22 protein-coding genes and 1 pseudogene are annotated in these 25,677 nt (G+C 34.9%); 3 read left to right on the forward strand and 20 right to left on the reverse strand.

Translation table 11 applies throughout. The features are described from left to right. Positions 1 to 6: 6 nt before the first annotated feature. The 16 genes and pseudogenes from ABWU72_RS03695 to ABWU72_RS03770 form a co-directional block, all read right to left on the reverse strand. Positions 7 to 141, reverse strand: a pseudogene (locus tag ABWU72_RS03695) (baseplate assembly protein W); the annotation flags it as partial. A 2-nt stretch (positions 142 to 143) separates the two neighbouring features. Continuing rightward, positions 144 to 398, reverse strand: a complete 255-nt coding sequence (locus ABWU72_RS03700; protein ID WP_236514662.1) for a PAAR domain-containing protein — start codon at positions 396 to 398, stop codon at positions 144 to 146. Next, positions 399 to 863 carry a phage baseplate assembly protein V gene (locus tag ABWU72_RS03705; protein WP_208571542.1) on the reverse strand — a complete coding sequence of 155 codons (465 nt, stop codon included), beginning with the start codon at positions 861 to 863 and terminating at the stop codon, positions 399 to 401. Further along, a complete protein-coding gene (locus tag ABWU72_RS03710; RefSeq protein WP_236514664.1) occupies positions 850 to 1,323 on the reverse strand; it encodes a hypothetical protein in 474 nt (157 codons plus the stop codon). Before ABWU72_RS03710 ends, ABWU72_RS03705 begins: the two co-directional genes overlap by 14 nt. Beyond that, positions 1,320 to 1,814: a phage tail protein gene (locus ABWU72_RS03715; RefSeq protein ID WP_375316780.1), complete on the reverse strand. Its 495-nt coding sequence runs from the start codon at positions 1,812 to 1,814 to the stop codon at positions 1,320 to 1,322. The genes ABWU72_RS03710 and ABWU72_RS03715 overlap by 4 nt, the downstream gene beginning before the upstream one ends. A 19-nt stretch (positions 1,815 to 1,833) precedes the next feature. Further along, the gene (locus tag ABWU72_RS03720; protein ID WP_236514668.1) at positions 1,834 to 2,145 is read right to left on the reverse strand and encodes a hypothetical protein; all 312 of its coding nucleotides are present in this window, start codon (positions 2,143 to 2,145) and stop codon (positions 1,834 to 1,836) included. Then, positions 2,145 to 3,149, reverse strand: a complete 1,005-nt coding sequence (locus tag ABWU72_RS03725) for a major capsid protein (protein WP_265039622.1) — start codon at positions 3,147 to 3,149, stop codon at positions 2,145 to 2,147. Before ABWU72_RS03725 ends, ABWU72_RS03720 begins: the two co-directional genes overlap by 1 nt. A 36-nt stretch (positions 3,150 to 3,185) precedes the next feature. After that, positions 3,186 to 3,557: a head decoration protein gene (locus tag ABWU72_RS03730; protein WP_208571546.1), complete on the reverse strand. Its 372-nt coding sequence runs from the start codon at positions 3,555 to 3,557 to the stop codon at positions 3,186 to 3,188. A 76-nt stretch (positions 3,558 to 3,633) separates the two neighbouring features. Further along, positions 3,634 to 4,674, reverse strand: a complete 1,041-nt coding sequence (locus ABWU72_RS03735; protein ID WP_265039621.1) for a S49 family peptidase — start codon at positions 4,672 to 4,674, stop codon at positions 3,634 to 3,636. A 23-nt stretch (positions 4,675 to 4,697) separates the two neighbouring features. Continuing rightward, positions 4,698 to 6,104, reverse strand: coding sequence for a phage portal protein (locus tag ABWU72_RS03740; RefSeq protein ID WP_353283887.1), 1,407 nt, complete (start codon positions 6,102 to 6,104; stop codon positions 4,698 to 4,700). Beyond that, complete coding sequence (locus ABWU72_RS03745; protein WP_047759508.1) at positions 6,105 to 6,329, reverse strand: gpW family head-tail joining protein; 225 nt, start codon at positions 6,327 to 6,329, stop codon at positions 6,105 to 6,107. Beyond that, the gene (locus tag ABWU72_RS03750) at positions 6,319 to 8,154 is read right to left on the reverse strand and encodes a phage terminase large subunit family protein (protein WP_264683186.1); all 1,836 of its coding nucleotides are present in this window, start codon (positions 8,152 to 8,154) and stop codon (positions 6,319 to 6,321) included. The genes ABWU72_RS03745 and ABWU72_RS03750 overlap by 11 nt, the downstream gene beginning before the upstream one ends. Next, entirely contained in the window at positions 8,151 to 9,635 is a 1,485-nt protein-coding gene (locus ABWU72_RS03755) for an ankyrin repeat domain-containing protein (protein WP_264376273.1), read from the reverse strand. Before ABWU72_RS03755 ends, ABWU72_RS03750 begins: the two co-directional genes overlap by 4 nt. Before the next feature lies 1 nt (position 9,636). Beyond that, positions 9,637 to 10,122, reverse strand: a complete 486-nt coding sequence (locus ABWU72_RS03760; RefSeq protein ID WP_264683187.1) for a hypothetical protein — start codon at positions 10,120 to 10,122, stop codon at positions 9,637 to 9,639. 16 nt (positions 10,123 to 10,138) lie between these two features. Continuing rightward, positions 10,139 to 11,350 (reverse strand): DNA modification methylase, encoded by a 1,212-nt coding sequence (locus ABWU72_RS03765; RefSeq protein ID WP_264683188.1) that lies wholly within the window; start codon positions 11,348 to 11,350, stop codon positions 10,139 to 10,141. 108 nt (positions 11,351 to 11,458) lie between these two features. Then, positions 11,459 to 11,926 carry a Holliday junction resolvase gene (locus ABWU72_RS03770; protein WP_353283888.1) on the reverse strand — a complete coding sequence of 156 codons (468 nt, stop codon included), beginning with the start codon at positions 11,924 to 11,926 and terminating at the stop codon, positions 11,459 to 11,461. A gap of 225 nt (positions 11,927 to 12,151) precedes the next feature. On the opposite strand from ABWU72_RS03770, the gene ABWU72_RS03775 reads away from it, so the two are divergent. Then, the gene (locus tag ABWU72_RS03775) at positions 12,152 to 13,384 is read left to right on the forward strand and encodes a hypothetical protein (RefSeq protein ID WP_264377051.1); all 1,233 of its coding nucleotides are present in this window, start codon (positions 12,152 to 12,154) and stop codon (positions 13,382 to 13,384) included. After that, complete coding sequence (locus tag ABWU72_RS03780) at positions 13,350 to 14,090, forward strand: hypothetical protein (protein WP_353283889.1); 741 nt, start codon at positions 13,350 to 13,352, stop codon at positions 14,088 to 14,090. Before ABWU72_RS03775 ends, ABWU72_RS03780 begins: the two co-directional genes overlap by 35 nt. On the opposite strand, the gene ABWU72_RS03785 is transcribed toward ABWU72_RS03780, so the two are convergent. Next, positions 14,056 to 15,402, reverse strand: a complete 1,347-nt coding sequence (locus tag ABWU72_RS03785) for an IS110 family transposase (RefSeq protein WP_174515809.1) — start codon at positions 15,400 to 15,402, stop codon at positions 14,056 to 14,058. The two genes, ABWU72_RS03780 and ABWU72_RS03785, sit on opposite strands and share 35 nt — an antisense overlap. Positions 15,403 to 15,661: 259 nt before the next feature. On the opposite strand from ABWU72_RS03785, the gene ABWU72_RS03790 reads away from it, so the two are divergent. Further along, entirely contained in the window at positions 15,662 to 16,075 is a 414-nt protein-coding gene (locus ABWU72_RS03790; RefSeq protein ID WP_353283890.1) for a hypothetical protein, read from the forward strand. Between the two features lie 596 nt (positions 16,076 to 16,671). Here ABWU72_RS03790 and ABWU72_RS03795 read toward each other — a convergent pair. From ABWU72_RS03795 to ABWU72_RS03805, 3 genes are all read right to left on the reverse strand, one after another. Continuing rightward, entirely contained in the window at positions 16,672 to 18,090 is a 1,419-nt protein-coding gene (locus ABWU72_RS03795; protein ID WP_264683189.1) for an AAA family ATPase, read from the reverse strand. Positions 18,091 to 19,130: 1,040 nt separating this feature from the next. Continuing rightward, a complete protein-coding gene (locus ABWU72_RS03800; RefSeq protein WP_006280189.1) occupies positions 19,131 to 21,326 on the reverse strand; it encodes an AAA family ATPase in 2,196 nt (731 codons plus the stop codon). 707 nt (positions 21,327 to 22,033) lie between these two features. Further along, entirely contained in the window at positions 22,034 to 25,561 is a 3,528-nt protein-coding gene (locus tag ABWU72_RS03805; protein WP_044471241.1) for a DEAD/DEAH box helicase, read from the reverse strand. Positions 25,562 to 25,677 lie beyond the last annotated feature (116 nt).

The raw sequence follows: 25,677 nt of genomic DNA on the forward strand, positions 1-25,677 counted from the left end.
TGCATAGTCAAATAATCTTGACCCATAATCTCTCCTCATTACTCTGCTATTAATAGGGGTAGTTAAAATATCTACGACAGATTGCTTTAAGTGCTCTATTCCTTCTAACGCTTTTCCTGTTTTAGCATCCATACCCTTCATTTCTATTTTGCAAAAACGCTTTCACTGCCTTTTATTACTTTAAAACCACATGAAACTATATCTCCTACTCTTCCTATACTATAGCCATTTGCAAACACTATTTTTGATCCTTGAATCATTACTTTTCCTTCACTAAAACTGTCTCCTTGTCTACATATTGACTTACCGTTTACAAAAACATTATTACTTCCGATAATGCAGAAATGCGGTGTTACTTCTACACAATAATCTCCTACTCGTACAACCGATTTATTCATTTAATTAAGGTTTATTCTATCTGCTTTCAGTTTTATTTCGCTCTTCGTCATCTCTATGCTCGATTCCCCAGCTTTCAGTGTTATTTTGTCTACTACTTCAATCTCTAAATGATGCTTCTCTTTATCATATAACAATCTTGTTCCATCCTGAAACTTCACACTATTTATTTCTTTTTTATTCTCTGGTGCAGCATACTTCTGTTGATATATTCCAGCTAGTACTACTCCTAATGATAACTCTCCCAATGGTGACAATATTACTACCTGTTCATTTATGCTTGGTGGTAGCCAGCTTCTTTCCTCTCCTGCTCTAGAAGTTATCCATGGAAGAAAATCTGTTAAAAGTTCTCCTATCTTCACTCTTACTTTTGCTTTCTCATAATCTACTTCTTTTACAACTCCTATTCGTACAATGTTTGCTAACTTTCTTTGCAGCTCTGAAATAGCAAAATTACTCTCTAACATTTTCTTCTATTATAATCGTATGTGGCTTAATCTTATTTTCTGTCCATATCGATTTACCTAAATGAAGCTGATGACTCCAATCAACCATCCACACCAAATATGCATCTAATTCGGGTCTAAATCCATCAGGCTCTGCAGAGAGAAATTCAGCAGGAAAAATATTTTCCACGTTCCAAGTATTTTTATTTACTACTTTCGCAACCTCAGCAGCTAATGTTCTGACAATAATAGCTGCATTTTCTATTGTGCTATCAATCACAATTCGTGCTTCAAATCTTGCTTTCAGCGCTAATTCCTCTGTTCCAGGATCTTTTCCCGATTCTAAACTCACAAGCTCTACAAATAACGCTGGCGCTAATAATTTTTTTCTTATCGATGGATAAATTTCACATGTCTGTATTGCTGGTATTTCTCTCTTCAGCGTAGTGCAGATTGCGTTATGCAAATCTTTAAAATTCATACACTTTCTGTAATATAACTTAATTCACGTTCAAAAAATTTTGTAAATACTTTCTCAACCTCATAATTAACAAGATTTCCTATTATCCTTGAAGCCTCTGGTTCCAGCGGTAGTTTTACTTCCTTTATTGGCAATGATGCTCTTCCTTCACGTTTAAAAATACCGCTATTTCCTTTTGGCATAACTGCTGCAAATCCTCCTATAAACTCATGCTTTCCTACTTTCGATCCTCTTCTTGTTTTTTGTATTTTGCCAATTGCCGATGCTCTAATGTCATAGAGATTTGCTCTAATTAACACTTCTAATCTGCTAGTTTTCGCCTTAAAAATTCTTAATCTCTTTCTTATCAAACTTAATTTTACCTTCTTTTCCTCACTGATTTCCTTAGCTGCTTTTGCTTTTAACCATAGTGCTGTTCTATTTAGTGCTTTTATAGCTGCCAGTTTTACTTTCTGCTCTTTTCCGTCAATATTGGAGATTATTTCATTAATATTGTTACTAGTTTTAATATTAAACACTTTCTATTGCCTCAATTTTCCATATTTTACCTGAAGAATCTTTCAATGGTGGTTCAAAAATCTTGTAGAACCTTTTTTCAATCTTGATATAATCACCTATGCTAAAGGAAGTAACGTCCTGATCACGTATTTCTATAGAAGCAATTTGCTGAGTTAATGCTCCATCTGAACCTAGAGAGTACGTAGTCTCAGGACGTTTAATTAGCACTTTTATTCTACGAATGCCCTCCTTATTTTTATTACAATATATGGCTTCCACTCCTAGATGCTCAAAACAATCTTCCAATAATTTTCCTATATTCATCAACTAGAACTAATTTTTACCAAAACTGCCGGACGATGGCACATTGGCAGAGGATTTGACTGCGTATGTAAATCAGTTCCTCTATCAAATCTTCTTGGCTCTTGTTTTGCATAAAGTGGTTGTCCTAGTGTGTTTACCGTTTCATTAAAATCTGCTGGTGCAAAATATGTCGTAAATGTGCTTGCTGTTCCTACTGGAAAACAGTGCCCTGTATCTTTCTCAATAAATCTTCTCACGGTTCCTTCAGGGTCAGTTGCTTGCCCTCTATATTCCTCAAATGTTATACCACAAAACGTAAATCCTGACCTCATATCATTTCGAAGCGCTGCTCCTTCTTGCCATCTCTCGTATGCTTCTTTCACTTTAGTATGTGAAGTTAGTGCATCAAAAAACTCAGGGCTTACCAAGGCATGAATTCCGGTCATATATTCACCACTTAGATTATCTTCTATATGCCGGAGTACTTCCATACACTTACGCTTTACATCAGTTGTTGCAGTTCCTAGTGCAAAATTTACTACTTTTGGTGTGATTTCAAATTCGTTGTACAGATTTAATAATTCTGACCCATCAGCATCTAAAATTATTCCTTTTAGCGCTCCCATTCGCAAATGCTCTAATGTTATTGCATGTTTGTTTCTCATTAGCTGCAAATGATCAGTTATTACATCTGCCAGCGCTTTAAGTTCACTCTCTGATCCAAATGCTCTTATTCCTTGTACTTCCTCTGGTAATACTACATCATCGTGTGGAATATGTGGAATCGTAAATGTTCTTACTTTTCTTTTTCCTCTTTTTCCTACTGTTGCTGGCGCTCCGGGTAACTGAGTTGGTAGTAAACTTAATACTCCATTTTGCTCTTCTATGGTAATATGTCTAAATCTTACTGACCTACTTGGAAACAAACTTAAATTTTCAACTCGTCCATAATTTATCGGCAATATATTCATCGCATTTGTTAGTGCCGTCATGCTAAATGCTGTATTTGTAAATGGATTTTGCATTTTTTATTTTCCCCTTTTGTGTTTTTAATAGTTTTTTTAAGCTCCCTTGCGGATAATGATCCCTCGTCCTTCAAGTTGCTTTATTGCTTCAGCTTTCTGTTCTTCAGTGATATTTGCTGGCCACACAACTGCATGATCTGCTAGTATTGCACCACGAGTAATAATTACTGCTTTGGCATTTTCTGTCGCATTTACATCACTTACTATTGCACCTATTGCTGTTTGTGTGCCGTCTGTTCCAGTGGGATTAAGGACTCTAATAAAACCATCTTCCGTCTTTTTGGCAACTACTGCACCAAGCTTAAGATTTTGACCTTTAGCTACTGTTATTTGATCTCTTGAATATAGACTTGATGCCTCATACTTTAATAAGTCACCTAGATTATTTTGTTCAGTTATACATGTCATATTTTCTTTTCTCCTTTTTTTCCCTTTAGTTTACCGCCATGTTTGTAGTTGTTGTACCCGACGGTTATAAAAAAACTTAAATACTTGATTGTGCTCTAGCTTTAGCTACTTGCATCATCAACTCCTCTCCTGAATTCTGTGGTATTGCACTCATTATCTCTGTCTTCTTCGTTCTCTCTGCAAGTAATTCCATTAAAACTTCCCTGGCTTGCTCAACACTTACGCCTTGCTCAATAAATTCTCCTATCTTTTCTGGCATCTTTGATATATTACATAATCTTATTATCTCTAAAATTTCTCTACGACAGTTTTCGTAGCCTTCATCAGTTAACTCATTAGTTGTCATACTAACACTCCTACTTTTATGATTATTGATAAATTCAAAAAATGTTGTAACTCCATCTGCAAGACCTATTTCTACTGCTTTCTCGCCAAAATATAGACCTGCTTCTGTTGATCGAATCTTTTCAATTGAAAGACCTCTGTTTCTTGCTATTAGCTGCAAAAACATTTCATATAGTCTTCCTACTTCTTTTTGTAAGCTTTCTAAACTTTCAGACGTCATTGGCTCATGCGGATTTAAATCATTCTTCCGACTACCAGCAAATATTGTGGTATATTTTATTCCCTGTTTTTCGTCAAATCCACTTTGATCTATATGACTTGCTATTACTCCTATACTCCCAATTCCTGAAGTGCGGGTGAGAAAAATCTTTTCAGCGCTAGAGGCTATAGCGTACGCAGCAGAATATGCATCATCATTTGCTATTGCAATAATTCTCTTTTTTGCTCTTGATTCATAAATAAAATCAGCTAGGTCAAAGACACCGTTTACTTCCCCTCCTGGACTGTCTATGTCAAGTAGAATCGTCTCTATGCTTTTATCTTCTAAAGCACTCTCTATCTCTTCATGAATATTTTCATACGAAGTCATGTCTAAAATATGATCAAAAGCTTCTGTTTTTTTTGTCAAAACTCCATAAATACGTATTATTGCTATTCCTTTTGGATTTATATGAAAATGCTTTAAATTCTTAAAGATAGGTTGTTTGCTGTTATATAATGATAGTAGTTCAAAACTTCTTCTCTCTACCATTATTGGTTTATTTATCCACATCACCTTCCTCCCCTTATTGTATTTTATGGCACATTAACGTCACAATCGAAACAAAGTCCAAAAGAATTAGCTCGCTTTTGATCTTCTGCTATTTCTTGGTCAATTTCTTCTACACCATAACCCATTTCTGATACTACTTCCGATCGACTCTTAAATCCATTCCTTACTGCCATTTGCTGTGCTTGCTGGTCTTTTAAAGGATCAACCCAATCAAACCCTTGTGGTATCCATTTTACTTCTTTCAATGACTCACTTGTTAAATCTTTAGCTATAGAAAGTTTTCCAGATACTAACGCTAATTCTAGCCATCTATTCCATACTGGTCTGCAAAATTGAAATACCATAATGTTGTGTTGCAGCATAGCACATCTACGACGAAACTCTATTAATCCAGCTCTGATTGATGAATAATTAACGCCTGTTAAATCTCCTGTTAGCTGCTCATATGTTATCCCTGTACCAATCGCTATTGCCCTCAGTTGCTGTCTCATGAATGCTTCATAACTTCCTCCAACATCAGACGGCTCTGAAAATTTTATATCTTCTCCTGGGTCTAAAAGTTGCATTGTTCCAGGTTCTAGGCCAGATAATGCTACTCCTTGCTCATTACTTTCACCTTCTCCTAAAATATTTGCTTCTGGATCGAGTCTCGTAATAAATCCAGCAAACATTGCTGCAGTTTTCTTTCTCACCAGCTCTGCATCATCATATTGATCAAGCTCATAAAGCTTCAGCAGTATATTAGAAAGCCAAGGCTCCCCTCTAACTTGCCCAGGTCTTAGTGGTCTGTAAATATGTAAAACATCATTTGCTGGCACTCTCACTGATTCTCCAAACATACTTTCACCAGGGTGTTCTTTAAATAGGTAGTATGCTTCTCTTTGCCCAAGCCTGTTAAACTCAATCCCGTTTCTTATTACATTACCATTTCCTAAAGTTTGATTTGTTTTATTATCTAAATGTTCAGACTCAAGTACTTGCAGTTGTAATGGTACAGAAAATCTATCTTCCAGCTTTCTCGTTCTTAAACGTACAAAACATTCTCCTCCCTCTATCATACTTCTGCATACTAGAGCTTGTAATCCATAAAAATCACTTACTCCGCTACTGTCTGCTTCATCTGTCCATTTTAGCCATAATTCTTGCACCTTCTTTCGAAATTCTCCATCCCTTGCTTTTGATTGTGGTTTTATTCCTGTTCCAATCGAGTTACTTACTATTGTATCAATGATATTTGCTGCATATGGGTTTTTTCTCACCATATCACGTGATCTACTACGTAAAGTTTCAAGGTTTTGAGACAGCAAATTGTTTATACTTCCTAACTCTGGTTGAAAGTGAAAAAATCTTCTTCCTGAGCCTGCTGCATCCCACGCTGAGCTTTTTATCTTTTGTTTGTTAAATAATTGCTTGAAGGTTTTTAGCAGCATTTATAAAATTCCTTTACTCGTTGAAAAAACAATTTTCCTCTTTGGCCTCATGCCTGCAACTTTTAACCCCGCTTTTATTCGTTGCCTGAGCTCCAATAAATCCTTTATTTGAACTTCCCCGTACCGCACAACATGGTCACCATATGCAATTGAGACAACTCTTTCTCCGCTTTGCAGTTTTTGAATTGCTTTCTCAACTTGAGTTAAATATCCTTCACTGTACATTTTGATTACCAAGCCACTTACTCTGTCTTACTTTTTTAGGCTTTTTGCTTTCCATTTTTCCACTCAAACTATTCCATTTACTCTCTGGCCAACGATCCATTCCAAGCGCAATAGATGCTGCTCTCGCATAAATTCGGCAATCCAGTACTTCATTTCTTTCTCTTACCTTTTGCCATTCTTGTTTGGTGTATCCTTTTACCACTTTGCTGACTAATTGCTCTGCCGTTAGCTGCTTAAAATATTCAGGTGCATACTCCGGAAAATGACAATATCCTGGCGGTGTTTCTTCACCATCTTTTAAAATATTAAGTAATTGAAAAAGCTCTGACTTTAATATCGATACTCCTACTGGCCAGAGCTTTATTCCTCTTTTTAGCTTTTGACCACCAACTGTTATATCTACTCTACTTGGGCTGCTCAGTGGCACTAGAGCTTTATTTACACCTTTGACTGCCATTACTCTTCCAGAGCCCTGATGACCTCTTACCCAGTTGTATACTTCCTGCGTTGCATACCCTGCATCAACCGCCATCATACTTATCATGTATTCAAGACCATTTTCACCGATAAAATGATGATTGAGGAGCTCCGAAAGTTTTCCCCATACTTCTCCTCCTCCAGTATCACCTTCAAATACCTGGTAGTCTATTGACCAACTTTCACGACTTTTTCCCCATGCTACAACTTCCACCTCTAGACGATCTTTTTGGACATCTACTCCTGCTGTCAAAACCACTTCACCTTTTGGTACTGTGCCTACGGGAAAAAATTCTCTTCTGTTGAATAATTGCTTCCAGTCTGGTACTTCTCCCTTATCTACCCAGGTTTCTCCAAGCGTTGTATTTATCCATACTTTTAGTAATTGTTCACTTTCTTTTGCATGGAGAAAATCCTCCACTGCTTGAGTCCAGCTATACCAGCCTACTGGACTATAAAGACTTGAAAGATGAAATCCTTTTTTCTCACCTTTCATTGGATTTGTAGCTCTCCATTCTCCACGTTCAAGCATCTCTGTCTTTTGATGATTTTCTATCTTTTCACCACATTCTATACATATATAGTGTGCTGTACTTGGATTTTTATCTTCCCATTTTATTTGTGACCATTTTAGAACTTGATAGTAATTACAATACGGACAGGGAACAAAAAAATATCTCTTATCTGTTGCTTCAAATTCTTTCTCAATTCTGCTTATTCCATGAATCGTTGGTGTTGATACTAAAAAAATCTTTCGCCGTGCAAATGTATTAGTACGGGCTATGCTGAGTAAAACTGGATCTCCTTCACCTCCCGAATCTCCTGGATAGGCATCTATCTCATCAAGAAAGAGATATTTTACTGGCATGGACCTGAGACCTACACTGCTATTTGCTCCGGTTATTACTACTATTCCACCTGGAAATTCCTTACTTTGTACAGTATTGCCTGAATCTCTTGATCTTGGGTCTTTTACTTTACTTTTTAAACATGGTGTACTTTCAATCAGTGGCGCAAATCTTCCTTTTGACCAACGCTTTCCCATTTCAACTGTAGGCTGTACTACCAACATTGGACCAGGAGTCTGATCTATGATGTAGCCTATCCAATTGTTACCAGCTTCTGTTCCTCCAATCTGCGCTCCTTTCATGAATACTACTTTTTCTGCAGGTGAAGATGGTGATAGTGAATCCATTATTTCTTTTAAATAAGGAGTTCTTTCTGTTCTCCATTTACCTGGCTCTGATGCTGCAGTTGCTGCTAAAACTCGATACTCATTCGCCCACTCTGATACTTTAAGCTGGGGATCTGGTCTTAAACCTTCAGAAAAAGCTCTAGCGTATATCATTGTCTGCATCTACTCATAATTGGTTCTATCTCGACATCATTAACAATAGAACTACACTCCTCCATCTCCATAAGCATCTTTTTCTGAAATTCGTTTTCTATATATCTTTTGCTCATCTCACTTATCATTATTGCTATAACAAGAGCAAATATCCCTGTTATTGTTGCAAAAATGATTGCACTGCTTATTGTTGCTGCTGTTAAACCTATATATGCTGCCATTACTACTGCGCTAACTGTAATACAGATGCAGATAATATTATTATGTTTTTTCATCCTTTTATCTGCTATTTCTCTCTGTGCTATATATTTATTATGAAGGGTTGGAAAATTAACAACGGTATCTCTGCAGAGCAATGACCCATTTTTTTCAGTAAATAAAACTTTAAGTAACTCCAAATTATTTGATTTGATTGCTAAGTGCAAAACAGGTGTATAATTTGCTCCTTTTTTCAGTAGTAATTTTACTACATGTAAATGTCCTTTTTCTGCAGCAAGGTAAATCGGTGATAGACCTTTATTATTTACAATATCAATATCGATTTCTTCTTTTAAGATAGACTCTACAAGCTCAATTTCTCCCATTTGTGCAGCTAAATGGAGTAGACTATTCTTTTCAGAACCGTATTTATTACTCATCAAAGCCTTCTTTATCTCAGGTTTAGCGTAATCAAATGGTGTCTTACCATTATCATCCCTGATTAAAGGATCTATATCCTCTCGAGTTAGTAAAACCTCTATTGTTTTAAGTCTTTCAGCGTAATGTAGTGGCGTTTTATTTTCGTAGTCTTGCAAATTTACTTGAGCATTAGGCTCCTTTATTAAGCATCTGAGGATATCAAGACATAAATCTCTTTCATCATAATTAGTATTACTTACGGCTATATGAACAGGTGACAATTTCATTGAGTTTTGTCCCATGCGCGCGCTATTTACATCTGCTCCTAGCTTTAGCAGTAACTTTACTATTTCCAACTTTTTGTTATTAACTGCATAGTGCATTGGTGTCTGATTTCGTGCATCAAAGACATCTATTTCAGCGTTTCCTTCTTCCACTAAAATTTTGACAACATTCTCATGTCCTATGCCTGCTGCTAGATGTAATGGCGTATGATGCAAAGCATTTCGTACATTAACGTCAACACCTTTTCCTATCAAATATCTAACTGCATTAACTTCACCTATCATTGCAGCTAAATGAAGTAAGTTATCTTGTTCTGATCCGTATTTGTTATTAATTAGCGCTTGTAATATTTCTGCTTTTTTACCTTCTTTGGCATAATCTAAGGAGGTTTTGCCTTCATTGTCCTCAACAAAAGGATTGATATTCTTTTTTGTGAGTAGCAGATCTACCATGCTTAATTCATCAAATTCTATAGCACAATGTAGTGGTGTCTTTCCATTTAATCCTCTAACATTAACATCTAATCCAGGTTGATTGATGAGACACTTTATTAACTCTAAACTTAAGTTATTAGCCATTTTATATTTGAAATTTAGTATTAGATAATTCTTGTAATGAGTTTGTAATCTCTTCAGTGAGCGTCTTATGAATCTTTTCAGTGTCACTCAGTGATGCAAGCAGTGCTGAAACTCTATTTGGAATATTAAGCAAATTATTACGGACAACTCTTGCTACGTTAAATGCTTCATTTCTTACTTCCTCTACTGCTATAAGTTCTCCTATCTCAGCCTTAGCTTTCGCCTCAAGCAGTTTACCACGTTCCATCTCATTTTTTATTCGCGTTTTTAGCAACATTGTAGAAAGGTTATTTGTATTTTCGTTTTCTGGATTTTTCCTCCTAAGTGGCTGACTTGGATCTCTTATTGCTGCCACCGCTTCATTTGCTTGTTCTCTACTGATCAAACCATCCTCCAACTCAACTATTCCTTTCTTTACTAAATAACAGACATATTGCTTTGATACTCCTATCTCTCTTGCCCATTCCGTTTGTGTGATCTTTTCCACTTTTTTTGCTTCTTTTTTACAAATTTTCTTCTTGAATTTCTGCAAAAGTTTTACCAGTACCGGCTAAAATGGCATCTCTTCCGGTATATATTTGCCAACGTTTTATGGTTACATCTACAAATTTTGAATCCAGCTCTATTGTTCTGCAAATTCTTCCTGTTCTCTCACATGCAATCAGTGTGCTGCCAGAACCGCTAAATGGATCAAGTACAGTATCCCCAGGTCTGCTGCTATTAACTATTGCTTTCTCCATTAGCTCTACTGGCTTCATTGTTGGATGCAGTGAGTTATGTGTTGGCTTATCATAAAACCATAGATCACTTTGATTTCTACCTCCATGCCACTCACGTTTATTGCCGCTTTTCCATCCATAGAGCATTGCTTCGTATTGTCTTTGATAATCGGACCTTCCTAGCGTAAAGTGATTCTTTGCCCAAATGATAAATGTTGACCATTTCCCTCCTGCTTCCTCAAATGCTTTTTGCAACGTTGAAAACTCTGATGATGATATGCAAATGTAAATTGCTCCCTTCGTATATGCTAAAATATTGGAACAGATATCGTAGAGAAAAAGTTCGTACTTTTCACCTTGATTATCGTTTAATATCTTTTTGTCTTGACTGCTACCATAGTTAACGTTATATGGAGGATCACAAACAGTAATGTCTGCCATTTTATCATCTAACAGCACTTTATATGATTCAACTACAGAGCTATCACCACAATAGATTCGATGATCACCTAAAATCCAAAGATCACCTGGCTTTGTTATTTCTACCTTTTTGTCATCAACAACTAAGTCAGAAAGATCTTCTTCTTCACCATCTAAATCATCAAGAAAGTTTTGAACTTTTTCTAGCTCAAATCCAGTCATTTTAAGATCAAACTGCAAATCTTCTAATTCTTGAATTTCCACTCTCAAAAGATCATCGTCCCACTTTGCCCAATTAGCTGATTGATTTGCCAGTAACCGAAAAGCTTTAGTTTGTGGTTCATTTAAATTATCACTTAAAACCACTGGAATACTTTCCATACCAAGTTTTCTTGCTGCTTTAAGTCTTAAATGACCATCAACCACAGTACCATCACTTTTTGCAACTATTGGAATACGAAAGCCAAATTCCCTGATTGAAGCACACATTCTATTTACTACGTCATCATTTTTACGAGGATTACGCTCATATTCAACTAGGTTTCGAGTAGGATAGTAGTGGATTGCTAAATTCATATAATTGCTATACTAATTAAAAAGTTAATATTCAAAATATGTCTGACGCTAAAGAAGGCCTGGGGCCAGCACCACCAAACCCGCCAGTATGGCCGAAAGGACCCACTTTTACGGTATTTTTAATGTGTTAAAATCTTTACTAAGATTCATAACGTAGAACATTAATGCCAAAGCATCTGCTTGATTATCATCTCTAGGTGAAAAACCTTTTTCACGTATCGCTTCAATAACTTCACTCTTACTTGCATTACCTTTGCCTGCTATAAAGCGTTTTATAGTTTTAACATTAACACCTTGGTAGGGAATATTGTTCTCTTCACACCAAGCAGATAGAACGGCAAGAAAACCACCGTAGCAATGCGCTGCATCAGTTCCTAGATGTCTTCTCACTTCTTCAAAATACACTGCAGTGAACTCATATTTCAAAGAATTAAGCCAATTACGAAAATTTAAGAAGTGCATGCCACCTCCACTGAAACGACTACCATAAAAACTTTTGCTTCCACTTTCAATTACTCCATCTGTTAGAATTGCCCAGCCAGTTTGTTTGCCGAGATCTAATGTTAAAACGGACATTTATATTCAGAGTTTGTTTCGCTAGAGTGTAAAATACCCATATAATATATATTCAGGATTTGAAAAATTTTTGTCCAAAAAATCTTCTTCTTAAGCAAACTTTTTAGAAAAAACTTGGTTAAAAATCAGTAAACAGCCATTGCATAATTATTGGTCAAGACTTTCAAATTTCTATCTTAACTATTTAAATAGTCTATTATGTTATTATGGTGTGGTTAGTTTCTTATGAACATTTATCCAAATCGTAAATTTTGGGAAGATGATTTAGAAGTCCCTGTTAACCATTTGCTTGATCGTTTTCACAATACAAAAATACGTCAGTCTTGGATAGATTCACTTTCTGGTAAGCAATTAAATATTATTTTTCAAAACTCCTTTAAAGATAAATTAAATGCTCAACTCTTTGATGATGAAAGTTACGATAATACATCTGTACAATACAAACGTAAAGTGATTGCTAATTATTCCGATTCTCTCGTTACTTACTACTTGATTACCTGTTTTGACCGTGCAAAACTAGAGGTTACTGTCAGTGAAATTGCAAGATCTGCATTAACTACGGAACTCATGAAATCCTACCTTGTAAAAAATAATAATAAATATGATAAGAAGTCTTTGCTGTTTCTACTGTTTCATGCAGATTACAATCTTTTAAAGTCTGTCTATCACTTTGAAAAAATACAAAGAAAGAGTTTCATGTCTTTTGCCTTACAAAAAATACCAAGACGACCAAGTACTCCATTTAAAGACTTTATCTCAGAGGAAATCATACAACAAATACTGAAAGAAGATAACATTAAGAAAAATGACAGTTTCGAGAATCAATTACAAGGTTTCTTCTATCATCAGAATCGTTTATATGTGTTAATACGCAAAGCTAGCGATATAGATTTGTTGTTAAATTCAAACAAAGTTATTCATGGCCATAAGGCAGAGTGGATGATTTTGGATTTTCTACTAAATGGCACTCAGGTAGATCTTGGTGCTAGAAATATTGATCAAGCTATAGAAATAGCAAATAGCATTGCAAGTTGTTACTTTGGCTGCGAATGTATTTTTGTAGATGTGCAGGATAAAAACTTCGCGGAACAGGTACATAAATTTATAGAAACTTGTATTAATGAATCTGATTCAAATATTCGTGTTTTTGAGTTAAAGTTTCAGTCAAATCGTTTCAATTACAGCTATACTAATATCACTTTGACTGTTGCTCCATATGATCCTATTGCACCGGAATTGCATGTTTTAAAGCCATTTGTAGGAAACATAGTGCCATTTATAGAGTCGATTAAAGTAATATTTCAAGGCAAAAAGATAGGCTTATTTTTCAAGCGAAGTGATGAGTATATAGCAATTTACTACTCTGAACATCCTCTGAATAAAAGGGAAAGAGAGGATTTTAAAGCATACATAAAACAATTTTATGGTCTTACAATCTTGCCAAGAGCAAATCTCTGATCTTCTTAATTCTGGCAGCTCTTGGGTTAATCCAAATCAAAATTATATCAAAGCAGCAAGGTATTTGTCAGATCTTGAATTAATTCAGATGCAAGAGAGGTCTTACATTATCTGCTCTCGTAGACAAGATAAATTAGATTGGCCAAATATAGTTGATCCATACTGTAACAATGAGATTTTCATTGATGAGGACTTTAACGAAGCATGCGATAATATAATTTGTGAAAATTGCAACCGTGATATTTTACCTAATACCTACAAGAAGCAAAGATTTCACCGCTTATCTGCATATTTAAACCCAGAGAAATTTATGAATTGGTTTGAAGGTCAGCTAAGTGATACAAATTTTATGTGGCAAAAAGTGGAAAGTGGAGTTTATCATGTTGGTGGACAAGGTAAGATTGTAAGTTTAATCATACTTGATTTTTGCACCAATCCAACATTCTTAACGATAGATAAGCTTAAAGCTAATCCAACTGTATTAATAATACTGAGAAAAAATCCATCAAACATACCTCTTGATTTGCCCACAGTAAAAATGGTTGACCTTTTCTTTCAGCATAAGACTTTAATTGAAGTATTCCAAGAAGCAGCACAAAGAGGAGTACTAGAGTTTATACCAAATACTTCAATGCAAATCTTACATACTGCACTTAATCTAATTGAACCTTCTAAGAAACTCTTTCTGCTAGTAGCTCTTTTTTAATCAAGACATAACCAAATTCACTAGCTTTCTTGCTTAGAGTCTTCACTATTTTTTCCTTATATAACTTTTCATAGTAATCAATGCCCTTCTCTACATATTCCTGTCCATACTTTAGCATACTATAAAAAATGCACGCCAATTTCCTAGCCGTAGCGGTAATCGCTTTCGGTGCTCCTAGTCGTTTTTTTAACCTTCTGCAATATGCACCAATCCCACTGTTGCTTCTTGACACACACTGGGCAGCCATCCTAAAAGCATTTGCAGCACGAGCAATAACTTTGCGAGTTCTAGTCCCAAATACTTTTTCCCCTGTAACTTTATTAGCAGGACTTAGCCCCAACCAAGAAGTAAAGTGCTTCTCTGATGGCCATTTATCGTGGTTCAAACCAACTTCTGAGATAATTGTTTGTATAGTTAGCACATCAAGCCCAGGAACTTTAGTAAAATCAATACCGGTTACTCTATACAGTTCTTCGTGTAAAGGAAAGTCTGGTCTGTTTTTTGAAAACCTATTCTTTATTTTGCTGCATCGCTTATTCTCGTCAGATTTTGTTTCAAATGTTTTGTAATATTGTTCGATGCTTTTGTCGCATTCTGCTATTTTTTCCTGATAAATATTATACAATTCAAATTCTTGCTTTAACACAAATAAGAGTTCCTTTCTGTAGTCGCCTTTTAGCGCTTTTGCCATGGTAGATCTATCATTTCTTATCCGTACATCTCTCAATTCTGATAATTTTTCAGGATTCCTTTCACCTTCAATTATTGCTTTGATAATTTGCATACCGGTCACTCCAGTAATATCACTTATGACTTTGTGTAATTGAACGTTCATTTGAATTAACGCTTTTTGCATACGTAGAATATGTGTGGATGCACTTTCAATCAGGTTGCTACGTTGCCTAACGTAATTACGCAACACACACATTTGATCATCAGGTCTAAACGACCCATGGAGTAATCCATAGCTGTGTAATTGTTGTAACCATTGACAGTCTTGAACGTCGGATTTTCTACCAGGCACGTTCTTAATATATCGTGCATTTACCAATTTTACCTCAAATCCATATGACTCAAGTATTTGAAACAAAGGAATCCAATATACTCCTGTTGATTCCATAGCTACTGTTCTAACTTTACATTTCTTTAACCACCCTGCTAAGTTATGAAGATCAACTGTAAAGCATCCAAATTTTTTGACACGTTGTTCATCTCTTCCTTCAGGTACACATACATAATGTACAGCTGAGCCGATATCAATTCCTGCTGTATCAGGATTCACTATTTCTAGTTTACTTTTTGCCTTTATCATGGTAATTATCCTACTATAACTTATAATGGAGAAGCACTTAAGCTTGGGACGGTTAGATTATACAATCTTCTAATCGAGGTAGTCATAATAGACTCCATCAGTGGTTTAACCGTTCCTCCAAAACCACGCTCCTAAACGGGCACTTAAGCACCATTGATCAGTCGGTTATAACTGCAGAAGTACTTCTTGATAAATTATATATAAAAATTGCTATGGAAGTGAAGAAATAGTTTCTTTCCGGTTTAACAAGATTTTTTTCTTGTTCGACGCTCCTAAAGAGAAGGAATTACTAAAGTTGCAATTGATAGAGGGCTCACTTTACGTAAACAATATAGAGATTCTAAATAAGAAAGCTGTAGCATGTATGAAGGTTTTTCGCATATTATTTGAACAGTTTTTGCATGATTGTAAAAAAGAATTACCTCCTGAAAAACACATGTTGCTTAGCATAACTGAAATAGAAAAACGCCTAAATCTCGATCCAGAAGCAGATCCAGAACATTACATTAGAAAACCAATAAACACAATTCAAAGAACAATAAAAACCACCTTAGCTAAAAAGTTAGGACTAAACATCGAACGTAATGATGTGATTCAAACAGTTGGTTGGCCTGGATCATCGCGTAGAGATTATGGTTACCGTATTAACCCTTTTACTGTGGTAGTTCGTTAACTGTGTTGACGAGAAGTAAAAGTAGTATATTTTACCCTAAAGTCACATCTAGCTTTAAAATACAGTTTTTGTCTTATTTAAAAAAATATAAATTCTCAATTATGTAACTTACCAAAAGCCTAAATTTCTTTTGCTTTCTTCAATCTTTTCTACTCTGTTCGTTTGCCGACTTTTGTGTTTGAAGCACATCTACACTCAATGACCCTATACTAATATATACCGGATTTCTTACTACTTTTTCCGGGATTTTCTCAAAAAAAGTTAAAATAATTTTAAGACAGCTAAGAAATTAAAAAGAGCATTATGTCTTTTACAACAGAAATCTTCGCTATTTGAGTCCTTTCCATTTTGGAAACAACTTTTTACTTGAGCTGAAAAGAGATTACATGAGTTTTTGGTAAAAACATACAAAACCTATCTAAATCATCAATAACGCTATAATAGCCCTCTAAAGACGTTTTAAAGAATGGTATTGTAGTAGAGAGATTATTTTGGCTCCATTCCCTTCTTGTAAAGCTAAAGATACTAATGTTAGCAAACTCTATAAACTTAAGAATAACTGTAGAAACTATTATTTTTTAAAGTCAGAAAAAACATCACTTACAATTCAACAATTCTCCAAAATCAATTATGTTTGAAAAGTAATCACTATCTATAACATCATCACTTACATCATTGACGTGGATAAGGACTGGACGACATGAAAAGCCTTTTGGACGATTTAGTGTATCTATTTTCTTTTGTACCTCTTGTATTATTGAATAACCAATTTTATTTTTTGAAAATTTGATTTCGCAAATGTAGAGAGTGTTAAACTTCGTTTGAATCATATAATCAATTTGACAACCTGCACTATTACGCGTTCTTTTCTGAAAAAATGGATTCTCGCTTATTATTCCATCAATTCCTAAGATATTATGTATACTCTTTCTATTGTTCAGCACCAAATTTTCAAATTGAAGCCCAATAATTGTATACCACTCTGGTAAGAACCCTATAGAATAGGTGTCACGACTAATTTTTCCTAGATCTTTTTCGATATATTTTAGATAAAACCTTAAATAATTATCTTGAAGTCTGTATCTCCTGAGTCGTGAATCAGTACCAGTTTTTATACTCCAAGTATGATCTTTTGCAATAAAACCAGCAAGCTCAAGCTCATGTAGATACTCAGAAATGCGTCCATGTCTTACGATATTTAAAGTAGCACAAATTTCTTCTTGTTCTTTAGCTCCAGTAGAAAGAGCTCTGACTATTTGCTTATAAAAAGCCGTTTTTCGCATGAATAAATCTGAGAATATTTGATTAAATTCTTCAACTAAAAACCCACCTTTTGTAAAACAAAGCCTTTTAATATTTTCTTCAGCGCTATGTTTAAAATTTACCTCCTCTAAATACTTTGGAATTCCGCCAGTTACTGCAAGCACCTTAAATTTTTCATATGCTGAAATATTTTTCGGCCAAAATTCATTGCAATCAGAAAGTGATAATTCTCCGAGTGTTAAAGTTAACGATATTCTCCCTACGAAACCAGTGCTGCTAAGTATATTTTTCTCGATCCAGGATGAAGCTGATCCACAAACAACAAAAATTAGCTTGTTATTATTTTTTAGCTGCGTATCCCAAAAATTTTTTATTTTGCCTAAAAAGGTTGGATCTTTTGAGCCCATCCAAGAAATTTCATCAAACAGCAATAATGTTTTTCCTGATAGTAGACGTTCACCAACTGCCCATAGTAAATCGCTCCAGTCATCATACCTAGCAAAAGATGTATTAAATTGTCTAGCAACTTGTCTAGAAAATTCATTAAGTTGGTAGGACATTGTAGTATGCTTTTCTGGTGGCAAACCTATAAAGGAGTAATATTGTTCAAAATACTTACCAAACTCTTGAATTAAACGACTTTTTCCTATACGACGCCTTCCTTTGACTACTACAAAAGATGCAGTATTTTTTTCTGTAAGCTCCAGTAGTTGTTTTAACTCAGTTTGCCTACCAATAAATGATGGAGACATAAAATACGAAATATAAATCTTTGTCTCCGTTATACTAGATAAAATTGGAGACGTAAACAAATAAATTTAGATCTTTGTCTCCATTTTAAGGGGCAATCAAGTTTTACGAGCTTCTGTTTCTTCTTCTATGGCAGTAACTTCAAACTTTTTTCCTTTAGCTTCATCTACAATTTGCTGATAAAGATTGTTTCATCACTGAGAGTTTTGCAATCAATTGCTCAGAGGTTTGCAATAAAAGTTGTTGTATTCTCATATAGTCTCCATTAACCCCTTATACTCACCACAAGTTGTTCAATCTTTTTTGAAAAATTTTCTTTGCAACCAACAAAAAAACATGATAGACTAGCTTTAGGGTTTTTTGTAATAAATAAAAATTTGAGATAAAAAATAATTTAGAAATGCCTCATAATCGATTTTTAAGCTACCTTACATGAGCAACTTAGGTCTTGGTGGTATAATTGTACCCTGAAGTCGTAGAATCGTTTTAAAACCGCATTAGCAGACCAACGTTTATTTGAGTTTTATCAGCATAAAAAAAAGATGAGAGTAAGAGCCTTTTAAAAACGCACTAATTGTATTTTTCATTAAATGTAAATATCTTAATAATATTTTGTGGCAGCCTTTCTGGACTTCTTTCTTTTTGCTGTTTAAGTTATTGTACTTTATTTGTATTTTACTATTATTTTATATTATCTATTATTATTTATTACTATTATATATATATAATATATAAGGGTTTTAGGAACGCAGAATCCGCTATACTGGCTGACTTCAGACACATAATAACTAGGAACACTTTTAGGAATAGAGGGCAAAAGGTTAGGATTCAAGCGATCTTTAGCTTCCTAGTTTCTCATTACTTATTTAGTAACCAAGGAATCAGGAATATAATTCAACCATTTGATGTCTTATCCCTTTTTAATTGAAATCATAACTTATAATAGGGTTGTGGCTCCGAAGTTAGATTGAGTAGATGGTAGATTGAATAGAGAAAATAGGGCAACTCTAAAATATTTAAAGAGCCACCCATAAAGAAAGACTTATCCTAACATTAAATTTTGCCTATAGCTAAAATCTTCAGCTCCAAGAGTGAACTTTCCTATACCACAAGCAAATGGTCCAGTTGGAATGTCAAGCCACTTATCCTCTTTTGCACCTGTAGACATTCCTTTAACTAACTGCTTTGCTTGTAAAAGTTCCTGAACTATACGCTCTAGTCGATCTCTTCCCATACTGTGGAAAATCTCAGGTAGCCTATGCCGTTGTTTATATACTCCTGTGCTTCCTGTGTGAGTAAATGGGTGTCCTGCAACAGCAGATCGTGTAATTGCATCAGTAAGACATATTTTAAGGTCTTTTTCACTAGCATTTTTAACTGTTAGTTGTATTGTTATATCTTCTAGTAGCCCTGTTTCCTGATTTCTTAGGTAAGTTCTTACAGTGCGATCAGCTAAACCATTGGCCTTCACAACTGCCCCATGAAACAAAGCATTCTGTCTTGGTGTTTCTCCTACTGCCTTAAAGATTTCTAGCCTAGCTGTATTTTCTATTGGCCAAAAAGCGTATGAGCATCTAACACCATTAACAAGAGCAGAGGTACCTCTAATTGCATCGCGTGCTTGTTCAGCAGTTAATATTGGTTTTTCTCCTTTTGGCTTTCTCATGTGATGAGCAGTAATTATCGAAGCTCCAGTACTACATGCTAAATCAGATAATAAGCACATTAGATAATCCCCTACAGCAGGATCAGCATTTATATCTGCATGGATAAATGAAGCAAGTGGATCAAATACTATCAATTTCAGATCTTTAATTTCCTCGAGCTGTTTCATTACGGATTCGAATTCAGGAGAAACTTCGACGATTTTACCACGAACATTTCTGAGTATTGTAAGTGATCCTCTGACGTTTGGCAGTGGTACAATAAATAATTTATCTTTATGTTTCAACCTTTCACACTTAGGGTCGAGTCGTTCTAAGCGGCGGTGTATCTCACTTGCATCATCTTCTGCTGAAAAAATCACTACTGATCCATGTTCAGTAACAAGTGAACCAAAGCCACACATCTGATCCTTATCACTTGCAACCTTAAGCGCTAGGTCAAGAAGAAGCATACCTTTGCCTGTATCTCCCATTGCTGCTATTATTGAAGTAACACCTAAAGGAAATAGACCTTCAACAAGAAACTTTTGCTCTGGTACCGGACCTACAAAGCGCTCTGCACTCCAATCTAAAATGTTAAGTGGCTGTTTTGTGGATCTTTCTAAACTTTTCATATTTGAAGTATCAGTAGCTGGAGTATCAATAGTAAGCAACGGAGTTGAAGCTAAAAACTCTTTGACATCTATACCTTCCTCTACACAATCAGCAGCATCCCATTTCTCAGGCTTACCTCGAGGAATTTCAAGCACAGCAAGTGATGCAACTCCGATCTCTAAAAGCTTTTTTTCAGCATTTTTTGCGTATTTATTACCTGCTTCATCATTATCTGGCCAAATGATAATATGCTTACCTTTAAGTGGTGACCAGTCTGTTTTATCAATTGGTGCGTTTGCTCCAGACATTGCTGTTGTTGCTGTGATACCTTGTTCTATCAGCGCTTCTGCACATTTTTCCCCTTCAACCAGAACAACTTTATCAGACTTTAAAATACTTGGTATGTTATAGAGAGGTCTTACTTTTGGCGCACCATACCGAGATTGTTTAACATCAAAAGGCTTATATTGCTTTTTTCCTTTAGGAGGATCAGAACGATAAATTTTTACAATGACCTGACCATTTTCATCATAATAATTCCAACTGTGGGTAATAAATTTCTCGAAGTCTTCGTCAGCCTTTGCGCATTTCTTGTTATATCCAAGACATTCACTTATAGAGGCCATCACTTCACAAAAGTCTCTCTTTGTATCTTTTCCCTGTGCACCTGCCCAAATATCAAGAACATCACCTTTCTGCCCAGTTGCAAAATCCTGCCAGAGTCCGGCTTTTCCACCAGTTAATGCTACTCTGAGGCTTTGTCCTTTGTTACCATGCACATCACCTATTCGGAATTCATCTCCATGAAAAGTTCCCCTTGGGAATAAATAAGAAAGGCATGATCTTATGTTTAATAATAGTTGTCTTTTTATTTCTTCTACATCAAATTGCTCTAATGGTTCTACAGTATTATTAAAATCATAATATTCATCATTTAAAGTATTTTTTTGTTTGACATCAGTTAAAAAATCTTGTACCATAAGTTGAAACTCCTTTTAAGATTAAGCGTTTGAAAGGTTTTTGAGTAAGGCTGTTTTGATTGGGGTCTTACTCTTTCATTATGTAAGTAAAAACTACGGTGGGGGTTCTCTTGGCAAAGCTTGAAAAATATATTAACAAGTAAAGGAAGTCAGTTCAGGTGAAAGGTGAGGTTTTAGTATCTTCTTTCTTTTAAGGAAAAATACTCTATTATAATTCTACTACATTTTACTCACCATGTCAACCACTTAGTTTTTATTCTGTTGATATATTTAAAATAAATTAAAAAAACTAATGTTTTCTTTCTGCTATATAATTCATAATGGTGTCTTTGATAGAAAACCCTCTACTATATATATACCGGGTTTCTTATGACTTTTTCTGAAAAAATTAAAAACTTTTTTCTTTGGAGGAGTTTGGCCTACCTATTAATGATAATCTTTTCAAGCCATCTGTAAAAATGAAAAGTTTCTGAAAACGGCAATTACTTTTTGGTTCATGAATAGAATTATTAAAGATGCTTTTTATTCAAATTTTAAAGGGCATTACAGGTGCTAAAGGGTACAGTTTAAAGTGGAATCACTTTAAAACGTAATTACAGGCTTTTTGCCTACCAATGAGACATAAAGTACGAAATATAAATCTTTGTCTCTATTTTGAACTATTAGCGGTAGTTAGCTGGTTCTTTACATTAAATAACTCAGCTATATTATAGTGCATTTTTTATATTAACTAAATCTCTTAATTGATCGTTGTTAAATTCTGTAATCCAACTCTCGCCACTACTTATAGTTAGGTTCGCTAATTCCTTCTTGCTTTGAATCATCTCATCAATACGCTCTTCAAATGTACCTGTTGAAAGTAGCCTGTACACCATGACATTACGTTCTTGCCCGATACGATAGGCCCGATCTGTTGCTTGTGCTTCCACTGCTGGATTCCACCATAAATCGTAATGTATTACATGGTTTGCCGCTGTTAAATTAAGCCCTGTTCCACCAGCTTTTAAAGACACTATAAGAATGTTGGACTGGAATAAGTTTTGAAAGTCATTAATCATTGTATCACGTGCTTTTCTAGAAAGTCCTCCATGTAAAAATGGCACTTCTGATTCAAACCTTTCTTCAAGTAGCCTAGCTATAATCTCACCCATTTCAGTGTATTGAGTAAATATCAATGATTTTTCTGCAACTTCACCAATACTAATCAATATTTCCTCAAGCATCTGCATTTTACCGGATTGTTCAATACTCGCACGCTTTTTCTTGCCAAACTGTGATGGATGGTTACAAATTTGCTTTAAAGCATTGATAAGTTTAAAGATTAGTCCCTTACGTTCAATCCCTTCACTTTTTTCTATCTTCTCCATAGTTGTATCAACAACCTTTTGATAAAGCGCTGTTTGCTCTGAAGTGAGGGAACAATAACGATTGTTCTCAATTTTATCTGGTAAATCCTGAATAATGCTTTTATCACTCTTAAGCCTACGTAACATAAAAGGGCTAGTGATTTTCATAAACCTTTCTAGACAAGTTTTATCTCTTGCTTTTTCAATCGGTGTTGCAAAGCTGCTTTTAAACTGCTTAGGAGTACCAAGATAAGATTTGTTGATAAAGTCAAAAATGCTCCAATACTCAAGCAACCTATTCTCAACAGGCGTACCACTCATAGCTATCTTATGTTTTGCTGCAATAGTTTTAATTGCCTTGGTTTGTTCGGTATTAGGATTTTTTATATTTTGTGCTTCATCAATCACGAGCAAAAACCAGCGAATTTTATTAAGTTCTTTTTTATCACGACGTGCAAGACCATAGGATGTTAGAGCTACATCATAATCACTTGCCAATTCTCGATTTTGTCCGTGATAGACGAAAAGCTTTAATTCTGGTGCAAAACGTTCCATCTCTCGTTGCCAATTACTTAATATGCTTGTGGGAGCTACTACCAAGACTCTGTCCCGATCCAAAAACCCTGTATTTTTGCAACACAGAATAGCTGCTATAACCTGTAATGTTTTACCAAGACCCATATCATCAGCAATTATGCTACCAAACCCGTTTTCTATGTTCTGTACAAGCCAACTAAATCCACGTTCTTGATATGGGCGTAGTTGTGCTATTAGATTATTTGGTGTAGTAACAGGTGTGTAAGTATTAAGTTTATTAAATAAGCTTGTAAGCTGCTGGTCAAATGCTACTTTAGTTTCATTTACTTCTCCTGTTAGAGCAGCTTGCATAAGCTCTGCTTGACTTAAATAATCAGGCAATTTATCAAGTTTTTTTAATAAAGCTTCTACCTCTTTGTCATCCAAAAGGACGTACTGATCGACTATTCGCACAAGCCCTCGGGAATCTTTTAGCAATTTTTTAAATTCTGTAACGCTTAGTTTTTTATCTCCTATTGCTACTTTCCAATCAAATTTCAATAAATTTTCCAGCGTTAAAAAGCTTTCGCGATCTTCTTTTATTTTATCTTTAGTAGACAAATTAAGACTTAATTGTGGTTTTAAGATTTTTTGTAAAGATTTCGGCAAAATAACTTTGATGCCTATTGCTCTTAGTACAGGCAAGATATGCAAAAATAATGGTGCAAAATTATCTAAATTAAATGATAATGTGCTATTATCGTCAATCGACTTTTCTAGTTCAGGTATATATTCAGACAAAAGTGCAAGATCAGATAAAATACTAAGCTTTACGTTTTGATTAGAGAGTGCTTTTTCCAGCTTGATGAATGACTTCTCATCATCCAGTGATAACTGTACCTCAAGTTCAAATTTTTCATGGTGATCTTTTATCATTAAATAGAGTTTGTAAGGTTTATCTGCTAAATAAAGACGTGAAAGCCAGAGATTAATTGCTTGCGGTATTTCCTTGTTGCTAAACTCAGTAAACTTGTATGATCTTCCAGTAAAGAATAATTCAAAGATGGATTTATCTCTATGCTTATCCAGTGATGCAGGAAAGTTATCTTCTATATACCCTAAAAGGATGAGAGAGATAGCAACATTTACTTGTTCCTCTGGTTCCATAACGATTTCTTGATATTTAATCAATAGAGGCGGACAAATAGATGATATCTTGCTATGAATTTCCTTAACTGACTCATTAAACAACGCCGGAATCCACCTAATTATTACTTCTCCTCTTTTGTTTTGTAATACTTGTGGTATTAGCGCTGACTTTTCCATTAGCATATGTGCAAACTGTGAAATCATATGCATGAAGCGAAGTTCAGGGTTAAGTTTGTGGAGTAACGAACTAGGAATATCATTTAAAAATCGTGCTACATCCCTCAATACATTTCCACTGAGCCTAAATAAATTAGTTGTACCATTGCTCACTTGAGTAAGGTAATGCTGATCATCAATGAATAGTTGAAATGTTTGCCAATTCTCAATATTTCCCCATCTTTTAATAAATAGCTCCTCTTCTGATAGTTCCTTCTTAGAAGCTGGATAGTACACTAATCTTCCTGCAGGATACTTTTGCCAATGCTTATAAGCTATCTGTAAGATATTATGAAAGTTTTTTTCAAAAAAAAGTGGATTATCTGTTAAAATACTACTGATACAATCAAAAAGGTTAGGAATAGTTGATAAATCAATATCATTTAAAATTGCTTGGTTATGTATTCTAATTTTAGAACATGCCTTAAATATATCATCTATCTTTAAAATGTTTTGAGCATTTTCTAATTTTCCATTCCCAAAATCATCGATAAGTGCTGACAAATTACAATTATGAATATTAAAAATCATGAAGGGGTTTTTATCAATTTCTGCAGCAATAAGATAAATTACAGCAGCAATGTGTTTACAAGGCATAGCCCAATCAGGACAACTACAACTTGCATTCATCTCCTGCCAATTTGAAGGAAATAATTTAATCCCAAGATCATTAAGCTTATCAAACAAGCTGGCTGATAATTGTCTATTTATCAATTTAGCTAATATAGCTGGTGAAGTTTCAATAATTTGACGAATGGTCTGTTGTTCTGATGAGCTTAATTCATTGAGTATAATTTTGACTTTATATGGTTGAGGTTTTGAACCACGATATGGGTAAGATCCTGAGCTATGAACTTTAGCTGTAACTATGTGACCATTAATTTTAATACCAAAAGCTCGACCAGTATTAGCACAAGTTCTGCCACGTGGAAGACGGTTATCATAATCTATTCCGTCAAAAGACTGGAGCCACTTCTTACCCCACCATGTTCTTCCATAAATAGTCATCTTGTAAAACTATATATTTTAACCTAGATAAGCTAGATGCTGATTCTATGGACGATTTTCTCTGAATATGCAAAACTCATCTTGAACTACTACAAAATGTTAATTATAACAACAGA

Source organism: Wolbachia endosymbiont (group A) of Lypha dubia, assembly GCF_964028575.1.
Lineage (GTDB): Bacteria > Pseudomonadota > Alphaproteobacteria > Rickettsiales > Anaplasmataceae > Wolbachia > Wolbachia pipientis.